Source organism: Spirosoma oryzae, assembly GCF_003002825.1.
Lineage (GTDB): Bacteria > Bacteroidota > Bacteroidia > Cytophagales > Spirosomataceae > Spirosoma > Spirosoma oryzae.
This window is the reverse complement of record NZ_PVTE01000001.1, coordinates 144704-158620: the sequence shown is the minus strand read 5'-3', so window position 1 is coordinate 158620 and position 13917 is coordinate 144704. Positions and strand designations below refer to the sequence as shown.

The 13917-nt window shown below is 56.1% G+C and carries 12 protein-coding genes; 4 read left to right on the top strand and 8 right to left on the bottom strand.

Going from position 1 to position 13917, the window contains the following annotated elements:
* The first annotated feature begins 3 nt into the window (after window positions 1-3).
* Window positions 4-1371 carry a hypothetical protein gene (locus CLV58_RS00615; protein WP_146141326.1) on the top strand — a complete coding sequence of 456 codons (1368 nt, stop codon included), beginning with the start codon at window positions 4-6 and terminating at the stop codon, window positions 1369-1371.
* A gap of 127 nt (window positions 1372-1498) precedes the next feature.
* Here CLV58_RS00615 and CLV58_RS00610 read toward each other — a convergent pair whose 3' ends face one another.
* From CLV58_RS00610 to CLV58_RS00600, 3 genes are all read right to left on the bottom strand, one after another.
* Window positions 1499-1801 (bottom strand): acyltransferase family protein, encoded by a 303-nt coding sequence (locus CLV58_RS00610; protein WP_106135826.1) that lies wholly within the window; start codon window positions 1799-1801, stop codon window positions 1499-1501.
* Window positions 1802-2070: 269 nt separating this feature from the next.
* Window positions 2071-2391 carry a hypothetical protein gene (locus tag CLV58_RS00605; RefSeq protein ID WP_106135825.1) on the bottom strand — a complete coding sequence of 107 codons (321 nt, stop codon included), beginning with the start codon at window positions 2389-2391 and terminating at the stop codon, window positions 2071-2073.
* Between the two features lie 188 nt (window positions 2392-2579).
* A complete protein-coding gene (locus tag CLV58_RS00600; RefSeq protein WP_106135824.1) occupies window positions 2580-3710 on the bottom strand; it encodes a glycoside hydrolase family 130 protein in 1131 nt (376 codons plus the stop codon).
* Window positions 3711-3938: 228 nt separating this feature from the next.
* Here CLV58_RS00600 and CLV58_RS00595 point away from each other — a divergent pair, with 228 nt between their 5' ends.
* From CLV58_RS00595 to CLV58_RS00585, 3 genes are read left to right on the top strand one after another with little or no spacing between them, the layout of a single operon-like run.
* The gene (locus CLV58_RS00595) at window positions 3939-6374 is read left to right on the top strand and encodes a TonB-dependent receptor (RefSeq protein ID WP_106135823.1); all 2436 of its coding nucleotides are present in this window, start codon (window positions 3939-3941) and stop codon (window positions 6372-6374) included.
* A complete protein-coding gene (locus CLV58_RS00590; RefSeq protein WP_211300799.1) occupies window positions 6374-7417 on the top strand; it encodes a sensor histidine kinase in 1044 nt (347 codons plus the stop codon). Before CLV58_RS00595 ends, CLV58_RS00590 begins: the two co-directional genes overlap by 1 nt.
* Window positions 7418-7428: 11 nt before the next feature.
* On the top strand, window positions 7429-8202 hold the full coding sequence (locus tag CLV58_RS00585; protein WP_106135821.1) for a LytR/AlgR family response regulator transcription factor: 774 nt from the start codon (window positions 7429-7431) through the stop codon (window positions 8200-8202).
* Window positions 8203-8257: 55 nt separating this feature from the next.
* On the opposite strand, the gene CLV58_RS00580 is transcribed toward CLV58_RS00585, so the two are convergent.
* The 5 genes from CLV58_RS00580 to CLV58_RS00560 form a co-directional block, all read right to left on the bottom strand.
* The gene (locus CLV58_RS00580) at window positions 8258-8779 is read right to left on the bottom strand and encodes a GNAT family N-acetyltransferase (RefSeq protein WP_106135820.1); all 522 of its coding nucleotides are present in this window, start codon (window positions 8777-8779) and stop codon (window positions 8258-8260) included.
* A 2-nt stretch (window positions 8780-8781) separates the two neighbouring features.
* Complete coding sequence (locus CLV58_RS00575; RefSeq protein WP_106135819.1) at window positions 8782-9099, bottom strand: DMT family transporter; 318 nt, start codon at window positions 9097-9099, stop codon at window positions 8782-8784.
* Window positions 9100-9241: 142 nt separating this feature from the next.
* Window positions 9242-9970, bottom strand: a complete 729-nt coding sequence (locus CLV58_RS00570; protein WP_106135818.1) for a head GIN domain-containing protein — start codon at window positions 9968-9970, stop codon at window positions 9242-9244.
* 19 nt (window positions 9971-9989) lie between these two features.
* A complete protein-coding gene (locus tag CLV58_RS00565) occupies window positions 9990-11420 on the bottom strand; it encodes a S41 family peptidase (RefSeq protein ID WP_106135817.1) in 1431 nt (476 codons plus the stop codon).
* 23 nt (window positions 11421-11443) lie between these two features.
* On the bottom strand, window positions 11444-13855 hold the full coding sequence (locus CLV58_RS00560) for a TonB-dependent receptor domain-containing protein (protein WP_106135816.1): 2412 nt from the start codon (window positions 13853-13855) through the stop codon (window positions 11444-11446).
* Window positions 13856-13917 lie beyond the last annotated feature (62 nt).

Here is a 13917-nt window from a genome sequence, read left to right as displayed (position 1 = left end):
CAAATGACAAAGTACCGAAACTGCGCGAAAAATGTAGCGCCTTGGATAGCTCTGTGGGCATTTATTTTTTCACTGAACTGGTCCTGCAAACCCGTCGATCCGCTAGCCGATTCCTTCCCGGATAAAATTGTTCTACAGGACGCCCAATTCACTATCGATAGCACGCAGATCGCCCTGCGCTGGAGCCGCTTAACGCACGCTGATTTTAAATCGTATCAAGTGCTCCGCTCGGAAGATCCAGCCTTTGACCCTGTTACCCGCACGAAAAGTTTCAGCGTTGTAGCCCAGATCAATCAGGCTGACTCCACGACATACGTTGATCGAAACGTTCCCTACGCCCCTTATTTACGGTATGCGGTTGTCGGGCTTCTGTCGACACCGGGTACGCCAGCGCGTATCACCAGTAATAGTGTGGACTGTACGTTACCCCAGCACCCATTTCTATTTTCGGTCGATAACAATGGACCCTATGAGATCCTGTTTCATCCACTGCGTCAGGAATTTTATTTGTTTTATCAATCAGGTTTAATCGAGTCCTACACGCTTCAGTCGAAGCGTGTGGCGAGCTACGCCGACGCCCGATTTGCTATTATCAATTTTAATCAAACGGAGTATTCATATTATCCGTATATCGACCCCCGAACGGGAGATTTGTACGTTCCGACCGGGTTCTCTTACGTTCGGTTTCCGGGAGGAGATCTCAATAAGGTGCAGTATGTTATGCGTCCTAACGTAGTCTGGTCGCTGGCAACTTCGGAAAATGTACTTTTTTTGTCGAGTGAGGTAATAACGAGCTATGTAGGGGGAAAAGCATCGGTAGCAAGTGGCTTTTATTCTGGACGAGCCGACAAACTAATTGCCTTCCGGAATGCCATTAATCCAGTGATTCACCTGCTAGCAATCAGTATGAATACCTTTCCTACCCGGTCAATACTGCATTATTTTAAGCCCACGGGGGAGTACATTTCCACCATTGAGCAGGTCGGTGACGCAGCCGTTGATCACCGGATTGTTCGGGTTGCGCCCGATGGCACGTATCTACTGACGTCAAACAGAGGCTCGCTTTTCGATTACAATCTAGTCCTGAAGGGTACACTTGCGGCTATTTCGAAGGGTGTGTACGCGGACTATGCCTTCAGCGACGATAGTCAACTGATCTATGCAGCCAACAGTCAGGTCAAAGCCATCGACGTCTTCGATAGAACCCTGCGCCGACAGCGGTCGCTGCCCGTTAGCGGCTATCCTTACCGGCTGTTCAAAGTCGATCGTGCGTTAATTGCGATTTGCTCGCGTTACCCTGTCCCGATGGGAAATGGGTTCCCGCAGCACACCGTTGGACAAGCCTTTGTCATACGCCTAACCGATTTGTAATCATGTCGCTTGACGATTGCCAGTGGCGGAAGGCAATGAGCCATTAATCTTGAGTGAGCTACCTTGGTTTACCGATTAGCCGAATACGGCTCTGATCCAGCAAACGTAGACTGAATAGGCGCTCGTGTCAACGTGATGTCATGAATCCGGCGGCTCTTTTACGCTGATAAGCCGGTTCGACGAAGTAAGCCGACAGCAGGAAGAAGAGCCCCATGAAAAAGGACTGGTTGGTGGCCACAAACAGGGTCAGGCCAAACCGGGCCGCCAGTTGCGTTGTCGGTTGTCGAAAATACCAGCCGCCGGGCGCGCCGTAGGTAATGCACACATGATGCAGAATGACCAGCAGGGTCAGCACTACTCGGGTGTAATCAAGGTAGTTAATTTTAGCGGGGCGACTGGTTACCGGAGAAACGGTTGTTGGGGCTGACATGAACGCGATCGAGCAGGGAGTTACGAGGTTAGCCCAAAGGTAACACGTACTGCTCTGTCAGCGTAAGGATTCGGAGGATATCATGCGTCTCATCGTATCATACTCAGTCCGTAGCACACGATGTCTGGCGCAACGATGCACTAACAACCATTGTCGTGTTGTAGCACCTAACAAAAAGACGCAGCCACATCATGTGACTGCGTCTTCGCCGTAGCGGCCCGATTGGCTACTACGTACAAATTTTAGCCGGTTTGAGAACCGGCCTGCTATTAATCAATACCAGCCGCCTTCTTCTTCACGTCTTTAGCGGCCGCTTTTAGTTCTTTGGCGTCGCTTTTCATGGCTTTCTTTTCCGCATGCTCCATTTTGCGATCCGCTTTGGCATTGCGGGTTTTCGGGTCCGATATACCGGCGATTTCCACGCCTTTACCGGTGGCCGCGTTAGACCGAAGTTCCTTGGCTTTAGCCACTTTCTTTTCGGCTTTCTGCTCTTTTTTCTCCGCCTTGGCTTCCTGGGTTGCCTGACCGAAACTGGTTTGCGACAAGGCCATTATGGCTATTACAGAAGCTCCTACGATGATTTTGTTCACGGTGTTTTTCGTTTTAGTGAAAGGTACAGTTGTCTTTTACTCTCAATTAATTGTACCTAACTCATGCTACTATGTTTTGTTCCCGATGTATCCGAAAAGTAGCTTTCTTACCCGAGACAAAGCAGCGGAGCAATTGCCCGTGTACTTCCCAAACAAATCATCTGGGTAGCCCAACCAACGGGATCGACTTACCTGGTGGCCGGGTCATAAACGGCAACGGCAACCCGACTGTCTGCACAACCATAGTACAGAAACCACTTGTCTTTGTGGTAGACCAGCCCTTCCACAAAGACGGTCCCCGCCGGGTATTGGCCGCTTTTTTCAAACGGCTCGGTGGGCACGAAGAACGGCTTGTCCAGCCGGGCGATGACCCGCCCCGGCTCTTTGGCGTCGAACAGCACCTGACCAGCTGCGTAGGTATTGGCCGTATAGGTCGTGTCCCGCCCCGCGCCGGGTTTGTTTTTGCCGTTATACAGGACCAGAATCCCCTTGGCGGTCAGCAGGGCCGGCGGGCCGCACTCGGTCAGATCGCTGTCGAAATGATTGGGGCGCGTCAGCAGGGCGGCTGTCAACTCGCCTTTCGCGTCCACCGAAGGCGTCCAGTTTACCAGATCGGTGGAGGTAGCAATGTTCATAAACCGTTCCCCCCAGTACATCAGATACTGGCCATTGACGCGGGTAATCACGAGCCGACCTTTCTCCAGCTTCGTCACAATCGACGCCGACTTGCTGGCCAGATTCTTGAACTTCCCCCCGTACGCCTGCCGGAAGGCCGGACCGTGTTTGGTCCAGGTCGTCAGGTTTTTCGATGTAGCGACGGCCAGCCGGGGCACGTCCCGGTTCCACTGGGTGTAGAACATGACGTACAGCCCCTCCGGGGTCACGGCAATCCGGGGGTCTTCGCAGCCGCCGGGCCACTCGAATTCTTTCTGACTGTCGTCGGCGGGGTAAAATACCGGCGTTTTCCGGCGCTTCATGCGCAGCCCGTCTTTGCTGACGGCCATCCCCAGCCGGGAGGTACGTTTACCAATGCCTTGCCCGGAGCGGTCTTCGGCCCGGTAGAGGACATAAACCTTGTTTTTGCGCCGGATGGCTGCGGGGTTGAACGTATCGCTGGCTTCCCAGGCCAGGCGCTGCCCACTCATGGGGTCGATAAAGGTGCTGGTGGGATCGGGCAGAATAACGGGATTTATACCGGCGGGCCGTACAAACGGCCCCAGTGTCCAATCCTGGGCGGCAACGGGCAAAGCAGTGGCCAGCCACAACGTAGCGAGCGCGGTCGGCACAAAACGCACTCTGGCGAATGAAAGACGAATCATGAAGTTTTCTGACGATAGACGAGCAGCGGCAACAGGCGCTGCAATGACAAGAAGGCTACTGTAAGCCTGTTTTACCGATTGGTATACTACTACCACATCAGTTGCGCGATCAGTCCACAGCTATTTCCCCCTGGCTCATCAGCTTGTTCCCCCGGTTGGGCAAGAACAGCGAGTGTACTAATCCGTCGAAGGCTAGGTTTGGCTCGTTCAACAACCTGACGCCAACCTATGCGGCTCCTATATTCCTGTCTCCTCGCTCTGCTATCATTCATCCCGTTGCGAGCCCAACCCGCTTCCGACACACTATCCTCCGTCACGGGATCGAGCCGGGTGCGAGTTGTGCTGACCGACACGAAACAGCAGCCCTTATTTGGGGCCACGGTTCGGTTTCGGGCCTGGTCGGACTCGACCCGCCAACTCGCTACCATCACCGATACAGCAGGTGTCGCCCAACTGATGCTCCGGTCGGATACCCCCTACGAGCTCCGCATTACGGCACTGGGCAAAAAGCCGATTACGCAGGGAATCCGGCTGACGAAAGCCCAGTCTACGTTCCGGTTCGCCCTCGACGCCGATGCCAAAACCCTGACTTCCGTGACCGTTACGGCCCGAAAAGCCCTCATGCACCAGGAAGACGACAAGACCATCGTTAACCCTGAACTGCTCGCCAACAGCAGCACCAACGCCTTTGAATTGCTCACCAAAACACCGGGTTTGTTTCTGGATCAGGATGGAAACGTGTACCTAACCAGCGCGGTACCCGCCACGATTTACATCAACGGCCGGGAGCAGCGGATGAGTGCCGAAGATATAGCCACGCTACTGCGAAGCCTGCCACCGAATAGCGTTGAGCGGATCGAAATCATGCGTACACCGTCGGCCCGTTATGATGCGTCGAGTGCCGGGGGCGCGGTGAATATTATCCTCAAAAAAGGCATTAAGCTGGGACGAACGGGCAGCATAACCGCCACGATGAACCAGGGGCGATTTGGCAACCAGAGCGTTGGCTTTAGTCTGAACGATGGTACGGGCAACCGATCCGGTTACCTGAACCTGAACTACAGCCGACGCGACAACTACGACCAGCTCACCGGGTCGCGCCAGTTGCCAGGCAACCAGCTTATTCGTCAGGAAGGGTACACCCGCACACCGGGCGATGCGTTCTTTGCCGGTTATGGCCTGGGCTATCAACTGAACCGACGTTGGGAGGTAAACCTCGACGGGCGGGCGAACTACGGAGCTACCAACACGGCCGCCGACAACAGCACCCAAATCCGGTCAATTGAAGGTAGGCAACTCCTGGTCGACAACCTGAATACGGTTCAGAATGTCGGTCAGAACGGTTCCCTGACGCAGGGGTTGTCCAGCCGCTACAAACTCGATTCGCTGGGGTCGGAAATCACCGCCGATCTGTCGTACAGCTACCTGGGGGCTCACACGAATCAGGATTACCAGACGGCATTCAACCGTCCGGCCAGCCCCGCCCTCCTGGGTGAAGGTGACCTGCTAACCGGGCGGCAGCTAGCCACCGCCAAGGTCGACTGGATTCAGAAATTACCACGCAAACTCACGCTCGAAGCGGGCCTGAAAACCAGCAGCCAATGGTTCACCAGCCAAACCGATTATGTGACGATCCAACAAATGATTCGCCAGCCTGATCCGTCCCGAACAAACACCTTCGATTACACCGACGGTATCCACAGCGGCTATGTGCAGGCGGCCAAGACGTTCGGCAAGTTCATTCTCAAATCAGGACTTCGGCTCGAACACACGACCATGAACGGTCACCAGCGTGTACCCACCGACACGACCTTCCAGGTCCGGCGCACCGATCTGTTCCCCTACCTGTACCTGAGTCGGCCGGTCGTATCCATTGCCAACTTCCCCGTTCAGGCATCGTTCATCTACCGCCGGTCCATCACCCGACCAAGCTACGATCAGTTGAATCCCGCCATCCGGTACGTCGATCAGTACCTGTACGATACGGGCAATCCGGCCTTACAGCCTCAGTTTACCCAGAACGTCGAAGCAAACCTGAGCGTCGCGAACCTGCCGATTCTGGCTATCGGACAAAACCATACGCAGCAACTTTTTTCCAGTGTGCTGTATCAGAACCCCGCCAACGCCAGCGTCGCCTACCGAACAACCGACAACCTGGGTCGGAACAAGGAAACGTACTTCCGTATGCTGCTCGGTATTCCGCCCGGTGGCCGCTACTTCTTTGTCGTGATTGGTCAGTACAACCATAATCAGTACATCGGGCAGTATGAAGGGCAACCCCTTACGTTCAGCCGGGGATCGTGGACACTGCTAACCTACCACCAGCTTGACCTCGACAGCCGCTCGACGCTCCAGGTCAACGGCTTCTGGTCGATTCGCGGGCAGCGGCAGTTTTATGAACTCGGCAATTTTGGTACGGTCGATATGAGCGTTAACCGGAAGTTTCTCAACAGCCGCCTGATCGTTACCCTCTCGCTCTCGGATCTGCTTTACACCAACCGGAATACGTTTGTGCTAAATCAGGGCAGTGTTACGGCCGACGGGTCGCGCCGGGGCGATACACGGCGGGTCGGGTTCAGCGTACGCTACAACCTTGGTATGAAGAAACAGCGGGATGAAAGCCCAAACCCCTTTACTTTTGACGGCCTCAATCAAACCAAATGATGAAAACTGGGCAGCAACCGTTTCGCAAACCCAACCGTTCCGACTGGGTACTGATCGGCGTTCTCTGGGTCATGGCCTTCCCGTTTATGGTGGCGGGCAATTGGGAGCATCCGTGGTGGTTTATACTCTCCGGCTGGGTACTAAACGTGGCCACACATACCGGTCCGGTACTGGTGATCGTTTACGTCCTGTTCCCGGCGTTTCTATTCACCCGGCGGTATGGGCTGCTGTTCCTGTCGATGCTGGCGGTACTCGCCTTCTTCGGTCTGGTCGATCAGCTACTGATCTGGCAGCGATATCATGCCGGTCAGCCTTTTCGCTGGTACGACGTGCTGTACAGCTTCATCGATGTAGCCACGCAGGCGGGTGTGCTGGCTGCGGTACTGACGGGCAAGCATTTCTTCGAAACCCAGCAACGGCTTATCCGGGCGGAGAAGGAACGTACCGAAGCCGAGTTGCGCCACCTGAAAGCGCAGATCGACCCGCACTTTCTGTTCAATAACCTAAACGTCCTGGGTGCCCTCATCGAACGCAGCCCCGAACAGGCAAGCGCGTACCTGCACCGCTTTTCGGCGCTGTACCGCTACCTGATTCGCAACAAGGAGGAGGATGTGGTACCGCTGGCCGATGAACTGGCTTTCCTGAACGACTATAGCTACCTGATCCGGCAACGCTTCGGCCGGGCGTACGAAATCGTAACAACGGTACACATTCCCGATACGCTGGCGGTACTGGTGTTACCGGGCAGCTTACAGACACTGGTCGAGAACGCCGTCAAGCATAACCAAGGTAGCGAAACCGATCCACTGCTTGTCGAGTTGACGATTACCGACGACACCGCCGTAGTACGGAACGAACGACGCCCGAAACTGACACCCGTTGAGTCGACGGGTACCGGACTGAAGAATGTACAGGCTCGGTACGCGCTGCTCTCCGACAAGACCGTGCGGATACAATCGACTGCGGCTGAATTCGTCGTCAGCCTGCCCATTCTGCGCCCCGTTCCCATCGACTCGCCAAACCCGGCCCTTATTCATCCCTAGTTGCCTTACCTGTGACCATTGTTTTACTCGAAGACGAAGCCATCGCATCCCGTCGACTCGCCGAGCTACTGACGCGCCTGCTGCCCGATGCCCGCATCCTGATCAGCCTGCCCAGCGTGCAGGAAGCCACGAACTGGTTCGCGACGAACCCCGCCCCTGACCTGCTTTTTTCGGACATCGAACTGCTGGACGGGAATGTATTCGCGCTTTTCGACCGGGTACAGGTGAGTTGCCCCGTTATCTTCACGACCGCCTACGACCAGTTTTTGCTGCGCGCCTTTCAAGGGAACGGGATTGCTTATTTGCTAAAGCCGTTCACCGAACAGCAGGTGCGGCAGGCGCTGGACAAATACACACTGCTACGAACCTCGCACCCCCCGGCCGCGCCAACGCTCACCGACACCGTACTGAATCAACTGCGCGACGCACTCCGGCCTGCCCAGGTCAGCTACCGCCAGCGCTTCGCCGTCAAACTTCGCCAGGGCATTCACCTGCTCGACACCAACGACATTACGTACCTTCAGGCGGATGAGGGGGTAATTTTTGCGTTCGACGCGAAAGGACAGAAATACCCGCTGAACGGTAGTCTGAACGAACTGGAGGAGCAACTCGACCCCGCCCGTTTTTTCCGGATCAATCGGTCGGAGCTAATCCATATCCGCTACATCGACCGGCTGGAGTCGTACTTCAACGACCGGCTAGCGGTGTGGGTTGCCGGCCGAACCGAGCCGCTCATCGTCAGCACCGCCCGCACCCCCGACCTGCGCCGATGGATCGAGGGGTAGTCGTTTCGCGGTCTTCCCCTGATACACAAGCTATACTCCTGCGCATCAACCGGCCTCACGCGAGTATTTTTCGCATCAGGATGTCGGTTTGCTGATCGGTACCGAGTTGGAAGATGTGTTTGTCGAACGCCACGAAACCGTTCTTCTCGTAAAACCGAATCGCCCTGGGGTTTTCTTCCCAGACACCAAGCCAGAGCTGCGTCTTGTTTTGCTGGCGGGCACTGACCAGGGCCTGCTCATACAGGAGTTGCCCTACCTTTTTGCCGTGGTATGCGTTTCGGACGTAGATCCTCTCAATTTCGAGGGCGGTGTCACCCTGCGGTTCAGTCTGCGCCGGTCCTGTGTTGATCTTCAGGTAGCCAATCGGCGTTTCGTCTGCCCAGGCAATGAAAAACGACGAATCAGGGTGATTCAACTCTGCTGAAACAGTCGCATCACTAAACTTCTCAGTCAGGTAGTGCCGCATGTCGGCTTCCGTGTTGGTGGCGGCAAACGTTTCGAAGAAGGTCGCGCGTGCGATTTCCTGCACCGCAGCCAGATCACCCAGTTCAGCTTTACGAATGGCTATTGTATTCATTGTTATTTGGCAGCTAGTTTCATGAGTACCAGCCCGGCGATCAGCAAAGTGGCCGCGATCAGGCGGGTGGCGTTGATGGGTTCGCCGAATATGACTATACCCACGATAAAGGCCCCGACCGCTCCGATTCCCGTCCAGATCGTGTAGGCGGTACCGAGGGGCAATGTACGCATCGCCAGCGCCAGCAGCGCAAAGCTGGCAATCAGGGCAACAACAGTGATGATGGAGGGGACAAGCCGGATAAACCCCGCTGATTGCTTCATGAACGAGGCCCAGACAACTTCCAGTAACCCCGCCAACAACAAATAAATCCAGGACATGACGCTGACCGTGGTTCGATCGGGCCGTCCCGGATTGGTATCCCACTATGGGGGAGGTCGTCCTCCTGCTGGCGATACAACCAACTACGTGGCGGTATCGCCAGCAAAGATAACGCCTTTAGCGGAGTCGATCAACCGTGCGCTACTGCCGGCGTTTGATGGTCGATAAACCCGCCGTTCGCTGCGCGTCGATAGTCGGACTCCCGGAGTACGTTATCTTGCTGACGCCATCGGCCGAGGCTGATAAGTTGTCCGTTACGTCGATGTTAGCATGACTGGCCCCGTTCAGCGTCAGGTCGGCTTTGGCAATGCGGAGCTGTTCGGCAGCAACACGACTGGCCCCTTCCAGTTGAAAGCTGGCTCGTTGCGCTTTGCCCCGCAGCGTTATCGACGAAGCCGCCTGTAGCGTAACCGTGAGCTGCTGCACGGCGAGGTCGGCCATCAGTCGGCTGGCTTCATCGAGCGAGACGGTAAGCTGATCCGCGACAACCGGTACGTCGGCGGTAATCGTGCAGGCCGTTTTGGCCTGAATCGACCGTAAAGCGGCCCGGTGAATGGTCACCGTAACGGGTCTGGTGTCCTTGAAGTTGGCTTTCCGCGACAAGCCCACGCTCAGTTCACCATTGTTGACGGCAATCTGTACGTAAGGCAGAACATTGTCTTCACCCGACAGTAGCACCGTTCCGGGTTCTCCGTCGGCAATGCGTACGTTTATGGTGTAGTCGACCAGCAGGCGGTCGTAGCTGGCCACCGTACGGGTTTCTTCGGTGATGTTTCTGCTGCCGACGATACCGTCACCGGTGCGCTGGGCGAACAAAGGTGCGCTGAAAATTAGTAGACTCAGCAGGAATAAGACGCGTGTTTTTTTCATAACAGAACGGGTTTTTAGCTTACTTTCTTTTGACAATGGGCTGACTGGTTGAGAGTACCGAAACCGCTTTGTCCAGTACCACGTCCTTACCGCTGATCAGGCTTTGCACGGTAGGCGCGACCAGCACGTCGGGGATCACCCCCACCCCGACGAAATCGGTTCCGTCGGCGTAGGTGTCGCGTTTGGTACAGATGCGGGCCGAACCACCGCCGGGCATGGAAAACGACATGGGCTGGCCGGTGGACCCCGTCGACGGTTCACCAATGATGGGAATCCGGGTTGTTTTCAACTGACGAATGATAATCAGGAAATCTTCGGCCGCCGACCCCGTATTGTTGCCCGCCAGCACGACCACCGGCGCGCGTAGTCGGGGCTCCCGGACGGCGTTGTCGAAGGTCATCGTATCGCCTTTGTACCAGAAGTCGCCTTTGGCTGTTTTCAGTGCCCGCTGGTAAAAATCGCTTTTCGCTTCGGCCGAATCCAGTTTTTGCGTGGCGTAGTAGTTGCCCCAGGCTTTAAAGGCAGCCCGGTGTTCCCGCGTGCGCCAGACCGACCCGACCAGTTTTTTTTCGTCGGTGAAATACTTCAGAATCTCGGCCCCGATGCCCGTACTACCACCGCCGTTCTGCCGGATATCCAGGATAATGCCCTTAGCCGTCTGCAACTGAGGGAGCATCGTTTTGAATTCGTCGATCAGCTTGTCTTCACTAAAGCTATTCAGTTCGACACGCGCAATGCCGTTGGGTAGCATCGTCAGCCGCGACAGTTGCCGTTTGGCCGGGCTGCTGCCATCACCCAGTAGCCACTGCGACCCGTCGCGCTCGCGCTGGGAAAACAGCCGCGAGTTGAACGATATGACCTTACCGGCCGGTGTTCGGAACGTCATAGGATAAACCGTCGACGTATCCGTCGTGGCACTCCATATATTCGTCAGCGCCGTATTCCACTTCTCGTGGTCGGTCGACGCCGAGATGTACGGGACTACCTCTGTAGTCAAATACGACTGAATCGGCTGGCCATTGACGGTCAGTAGTTCGGAGCCGATCGGTACGCTGTCCGATAACCCTTTCAGCACGCGGGCGACGTAGGGTTTCTTATCGATCAGAACGAAGCGGAGCGGCACATAGGTCGAATAGTTGAAAAGCGACCAGGGCGCGTTGATATTGGTGTGCCCGTCTTTCAGGAGTGCGCAGAAGCGTTCGAGGGTTCGGTAGTAGTCGTAGGTGGTCTTGGTCGCCAGCACCTGCGGAATGAAAGCGTGGTAGGCGCTGTCCCAGTTGATATGGGTTTTGTCGAAGTAAGCGAAATTATAACTCGCTTCGGACCAGAATTTCGACAGGCCGGCGATCTTGTCGGCGTCCGGCAGGTTGGCCGTGCGGGGTTGCGCACGAGCAGCGAAGCAGCCCAGACACAGGAGAACGAGTAGTAGAAACGCGGAAATGGTTTTCATCGATAGGTGGAATTTAGTAGTCGTTAACGGGCACGGTTTTCTTCGTCGGCACTTCCTGAACTGCGGTTGGTACGCGTAAAGGTCGAGCGACCAAAGGCGTAAGTAAAGCGAATCGTTAGCTGACGGCTGTTGCGCTTCTGTAGCGTCCACACGTCCAGGTTCTGGAACTGACCGTAGAACAACTCCCGGTACGAGTTCAACAGGTCGCTGGCGTTGAGTTGCAGGTTACCCGCTCCGCCCAGCACGCGCTTCTGCAACCCCAGCGACAGGCTACCGCTGGAAGCCACAGTGTAGATGTAATCGACAGTGGGCGAACTGTAATAATAGCTCAGGTCGATGGTATAGCCTTTCCCCATGGTAAACGTGTGCCGACCATCCAGGTAGCAACTCCACGCCTGCGAATCGATCAGGCCACCGGTCGGGTAAGCCGAGTTCGTCTGGGCGTACTGCACCTGCGCGTAATGCTGCGTTTTCCACCAGGGCGTCAGGGCGTGGGTAACGGCGACATCAAACCAGGCCCGCTGCTGGGTGTTGAGATTTACCCGCGTGTACCGAACGATTTTGGTCCGATCATCCTGAATCGGCAGTTGCACGAACACGTCCTTGTCCAGCCGGTAGTTCAGACTGACGGTAACGGCGCGGTGGGTGTAGGTCAGGTCAGCGGTGTTGTTGGTAACGGGCAGCAGAAACGGATTGCCTTCGGTATACATGTACGGATCGACGTACAGCGTAAACGGGTTCAGCTCCCAGAACGCCGGGCGACGCATCTTGCGGGTAAAACCCGCTGACAGCACGTCGGTTTCGCCCAGTTTCCACTGCACGTTCAGGCTCGGTAACCAGCGGAAATAGCGCCGATTAATCACCTTGTCTAGTGTCAGCGAATTACCTGTCGAACGGGTATCTTCGACGCGCAGACCGGCGTTGATGTCGAACTTTCCAATCGTTCCGCTCCACTGCCCGTAGGCAGCCAGTATCGTTTCATCGTACAAAAACCGGTTGCTGCGCGACGGGTCGAAGACGAAGCCGGTAGCCGCCAGCGTATCGTAGCGCAGGTCGCTGTCGGTCGTCGTCCAGGTCAGTTTGGTACCCGCTTCCAGCTTACCTGCCTTGCCGAGCGAATGGCTGTAATCCGTGCGAAACGAGCGAATGTGAATCGTACTGGGAAACTGTCCCGTCATGACCATCGGCGACCGCAGGACAGTCCCTTCCGGCGTCCGGTAGTCGTTCCGGAAGTCCTGACTTTTCTGCGTGTTGTAGGCAGCATAGTCCAGAAAGGCCGACAGTTGGTCACCCCTGGCGTTGAGGGTACCTTTGTAATTCAGATCGAGCGCCACGCTCTGATTGTGCCCCTGGGTTACGTTGAGCGTTTGCAGCAACTGCGTGTTGATCGCGTTACCAGTGTAGTCCTGCTGCTGATTCAGGTTGGTCATCCGGTCGATGTTGGTAGTGCGGTTGCCTTTGACCAGCAGCCCGAACTGGTGAGCCGGTTTAGGCGTAAAGTCGGCGGAGAACTGGTAGGTCAGCGGCATGGCCGTGCGCTTGAACCACGAATCCGTCGTAAATTCCGTCCGTGTGGTATCGCTTCGCACCACCCGGTGGCCCAGCCCCGACAGGTAGTCGTTGGTGACGGTGTAGCCCAGTCGGCCGTAGTACGACCACTGCCGGGTTTTGTAGGTGGCACTGCCGCCCAGCTCTCCCCCGCTGTAGCGTTGGTTTTGCAGGAAGCCGCTGTACAGACTTCCTTTCCAGCCCAGCGTTTTGTCGCGTTTGAGTTTGATGTTGATGACCGCCCGCGTTTCGCCGTCGAACTGCGCCGATGCATTGTTGATTACCTCGATCTGGTCGATATCCGATGCCGCCAGGCCCCGCAGTTCTTCGGCCGTCAGCGGCAACTGCTTTCCTTCGATGTAAACGACCGGCGCGTATTGTCCCTTGACGGATAGGCTGCCATCCTGGCTAACGAGCAGCCCCGGTGCGCGCCGGAGTACGTCGAGCGCGTTGGTCGCGGTTTTGAAAAACGAGTTGGTTACGTTGAGCGTCAGCTTCCCCATCGACCGTTCGATCACGGGCCGCTCCCCTTTTACGGTCACTTCGTTCAGGTTCTGGCTATCGGCACTAAGCTGTATCCGCCCGGCGTCGACGAGCACTTCGGTGGTGCCAATACCAATCGGCTGCTTTAGAAAGGGCTGGAAGCCAAGCGCCGTTACCCGCAGCCGATAGGTACCGGCGGGCAGATTCGGGAGTACGAAGCGACCGGTGGAGTCGGCAATGCCGCCTTTCACGAACGACGAATCCACCAGTTGCAGCAGCGCGACGGTTGCGTATTCAACGGGTTGCTGGCGTTCGTTCAGGATAACCCCCGTCAGTCTACCCGTCTGCCCCATGCAGCGCAGGGCGATCAACCAGAAGAGTGCGGCAACCGATCGTGTTTTCATAGTCTGGGTTGTGCATTGTAGCGCACGACACAGATAGATCAAGCCGCATACCAAGAAGGCAA

Bases quoted from the DNA above. Each gene is read 5' to 3' on its own strand.
- CLV58_RS00615 (WP_146141326.1), top strand. From the start codon at position 4: ATGACAAAGTACCGAAACTGCGCGAAAAATGTAGCGCCTTGGATAGCT.
- CLV58_RS00610 (WP_106135826.1), bottom strand. From the start codon at position 1,801: ATGTCAGCCCCAACAACCGTTTCTCCGGTAACCAGTCGCCCCGCTAAA.
- CLV58_RS00600 (WP_106135824.1), bottom strand. From the start codon at position 3,710: ATGATTCGTCTTTCATTCGCCAGAGTGCGTTTTGTGCCGACCGCGCTC.
- CLV58_RS00595 (WP_106135823.1), top strand. From the start codon at position 3,939: ATGCGGCTCCTATATTCCTGTCTCCTCGCTCTGCTATCATTCATCCCG.
- CLV58_RS00590 (WP_211300799.1), top strand. From the start codon at position 6,374: ATGAAAACTGGGCAGCAACCGTTTCGCAAACCCAACCGTTCCGACTGG.
- CLV58_RS00580 (WP_106135820.1), bottom strand. From the start codon at position 8,779: ATGAATACAATAGCCATTCGTAAAGCTGAACTGGGTGATCTGGCTGCG.
- CLV58_RS00575 (WP_106135819.1), bottom strand. From the start codon at position 9,099: ATGTCCTGGATTTATTTGTTGTTGGCGGGGTTACTGGAAGTTGTCTGG.
- CLV58_RS00570 (WP_106135818.1), bottom strand. From the start codon at position 9,970: ATGAAAAAAACACGCGTCTTATTCCTGCTGAGTCTACTAATTTTCAGC.
- CLV58_RS00565 (WP_106135817.1), bottom strand. From the start codon at position 11,420: ATGAAAACCATTTCCGCGTTTCTACTACTCGTTCTCCTGTGTCTGGGC.
- CLV58_RS00560 (WP_106135816.1), bottom strand. From the start codon at position 13,855: ATGAAAACACGATCGGTTGCCGCACTCTTCTGGTTGATCGCCCTGCGC.